The following is a 2639-nucleotide window of genomic DNA, read 5'->3' as shown; positions in this document are numbered from 1 at the left end:
CGTCTACTCACGGGACGACGCTCAGCGCTCCGCCCTCAGGGCGGAGGCCGAGGCCGCCGCGGAGGCGGGCCTGGATGCCTCGTACGTCGAGGACACCGGGCTGCCCTTCGACGTCGCCGGAGCGGTACGGATGGAGGAGCAGGCACAGTTCCATCCGCGCAAGTACCTCCTCGGTCTGGCACGGGACCTCACCGCCTACGGCAACAGGATCTACGAGCGGACCCGGGTCACCGGACTGCACGAGGGCTCGCCCTGCCGGCTCACCACGGAAAGCGGCCGGACGGTGACCGCGCGCGATGTCGTGATCGCCACGCACTTCCCCGTGTTCGACCGGGCGCTGCTGTTCGCCCGGATGTCGCCGCGCCGCGAGCTGGTGGTGGCCGCGGCGCTGCCGGCCGACCGTGACCCGGCCGGGATGTACATCTGCGAGGAAGGCGCCAAACGGTCGGTGCGCACGGCCCCGCTCGGCGACGGCCGCCGGCTGCTGATCGTGACCGGGGAGACCTTCACCCCCGGCACGGCGGACGTCCCCGAGCGGATCGAGCGCCTCGACGAGTGGATGCACACGCACTTCCCGGTGGAGGAGACCATGTACCGCTGGGCGGCGCAGGACAACGACTCGAGCGACACCGTGCCGCTGATCGGGCCCTTCCATCCGGGTGCCGAGCACACCTATGTCGCCACGGGTTTCGGCGGCTGGGGCATGAGCAGCGGCGTGCTGGCGGGGCGGCTGCTGGCGGGCCTGATCTGCGCCGTCAAGGCCCCGTGGGCCGGCCTCTACGATCCCCGGCGGATCCGGAGCACCCTGCGGGAGGTCCCCACCCTGCTCTCCCAGCAGGCCGAGATCGGCAAGCACTTCGTCGGGGACCGGCTGCGCACCACCCATGTGGACTCCGCCTCCGACATCGAACCGGGCACGGGCGCGGTCGTACGTCTGCACGGGCAGCGCTGCGCCGTGTACCGCGACGACGAAGGGGTGTGCCACGCGGTGTCGGCCCGCTGCACCCACCTGGGCTGCCTGGTGGCGTTCAACGAGGCGGAGCGAAGCTGGGACTGTCCCTGCCACGGCTCCCGGTTCGGTGTCGACGGCTCCGTACTGGAGGGCCCGGCGCTGCGGCCGCTCGAACGGCGGAACGTGGACGGGCCGGAGGGCTCATGAGCGGCCGAACCGCGCATTGCCCCGCAGGCTGGTAGGAAATAGAGCGAAACATGTCATCCGACGGGAAAGGTTGCGGCGTGGAACCGACCAGCCGACCGGGGACCGCGGGCGCCACGACCGTCGCGGACGCCCATCGCTCCGCGGTCACCCTGCACGTCAACGGCGTCAGTCACACGCTGACGCTCGACCACCGCACCACGGTCCTGGACACCCTGCGCGAGCACCTGGACCTGACCGGTCCGAAGAAGGGATGCGACCACGGCCAGTGCGGTTCCTGCACCGTCATCGCCGACGGGCGGCGGGTGAACAGCTGTCTGATGCCGGCCGTGTCCCACGACGGGGCGCACATCACCACCGCCGAGGGCCTAGCCCCCGGCGGCGAACTGCATCCCGTGCAGGAGGCGTTCGTGGCCAGGGACGCCCTCCAGTGCGGCTACTGCACCCCTGGGCAGGTCTGCTCGGCGGTGGCGATGCTGGCGGAGGCGGCCGACGGCCGTCCGTCGCTGGTGACCGGGCGGCGGGAGGGGGCGGACGGACCCGTCACCCTCACACCCGGTGAGATCCGTGAACGCATGAGCGGCAATCTGTGCCGCTGCGGCGCCTACCCCAACATCGTGGCGGCCATCGAGGACGTGACACCGTGAAACCCTTCGCCTATGTCCGACCCGGCACGGCCGCCGAGGCCGTCGCCGCGTACGCCGCGCACACCGGAGCGCAGTACCTCGCCGGCGGCACCAACCTCGTCGACCTGATGAAGCTGGGCGTCGCGACGCCCGACGTGCTCATCGACGTCAGCAGGCTGCCGCTCGGCACGGTGGAGGGCGTGCCGGGGGGCGGGCTCCTCATCGGCGCCGCCGTGCGCAACAGCGACCTCGCGGCCCATCCGGCCGTCCGGACGCGCTACTTCGCGCTGTCGCAGGCGCTTCTCTCCGGGGCCTCCGGGCAGTTGCGGAACGCGGCGACCACCGGCGGGAACCTGCTCCAGCGCACCCGCTGCACCTACTTCCAGGACATCTCCAAGCCCTGCAACAAGCGCGCGCCGGGCACCGGCTGCCCCGCACGGGAGGGTGTCCACCGCGACCTCGCCGTGCTGGGGCACTCGGAGCACTGCGTCGCCACTCACCCCTCCGACATGGCGGTCGCCCTCGCCGCGTTCGACGCCACGGTCCATCTGCACTCCACCGACGGGGACCGGTCGCTGGCGGTCAGCGACTTCCACCGGCTGCCCGGTGACCGCCCCGACGTGGACACCGAGCTGCGGGCCGGCGAGCTGATCACGGGCGTGGAGCTGCCGCCCGTGCCCACCGGGGCGCGGTCCGCGTACCGCAAGGCCCGCGACCGTGCCTCGTACGCCTTCGCCCTGGTCTCCGTCGCCGCGGTCCTCGCCGTCGAGGACGGCCGGGTCCGGCACGTGGGGCTGGCGTTCGGCGGCCTCGCCCACCGGCCGTGGCGGGCCCGAAGGGCGGCGGAACTGCTCGCC

At 72.7% G+C, this 2639-nt stretch carries 3 protein-coding genes; all 3 read left to right on the top strand.

The features are described 5' to 3' along the window. A partial coding sequence (locus ACWGH4_RS33905) for an FAD-dependent oxidoreductase (RefSeq protein WP_453467619.1) occupies positions 1–1159 on the top strand: 1159 nt, incomplete at its 5' end. A 77-nt stretch (positions 1160–1236) separates the two neighbouring features. Continuing rightward, complete coding sequence (locus tag ACWGH4_RS33900; protein ID WP_441264649.1) at positions 1237–1803, top strand: 2Fe-2S iron-sulfur cluster-binding protein; 567 nt, start codon at positions 1237–1239, stop codon at positions 1801–1803. Beyond that, a partial coding sequence (locus ACWGH4_RS33895) for an FAD binding domain-containing protein (RefSeq protein ID WP_453467617.1) occupies positions 1800–2639 on the top strand: 840 nt, incomplete at its 3' end. The genes ACWGH4_RS33900 and ACWGH4_RS33895, both read left to right, overlap by 4 nt.

It is taken from the genome of Streptomyces sp. NPDC054847 (assembly GCF_053610925.1).
The sequence above is the reverse complement of the archived record's forward strand: the minus strand, read 5'-3'. Positions and strand labels throughout refer to the sequence as shown.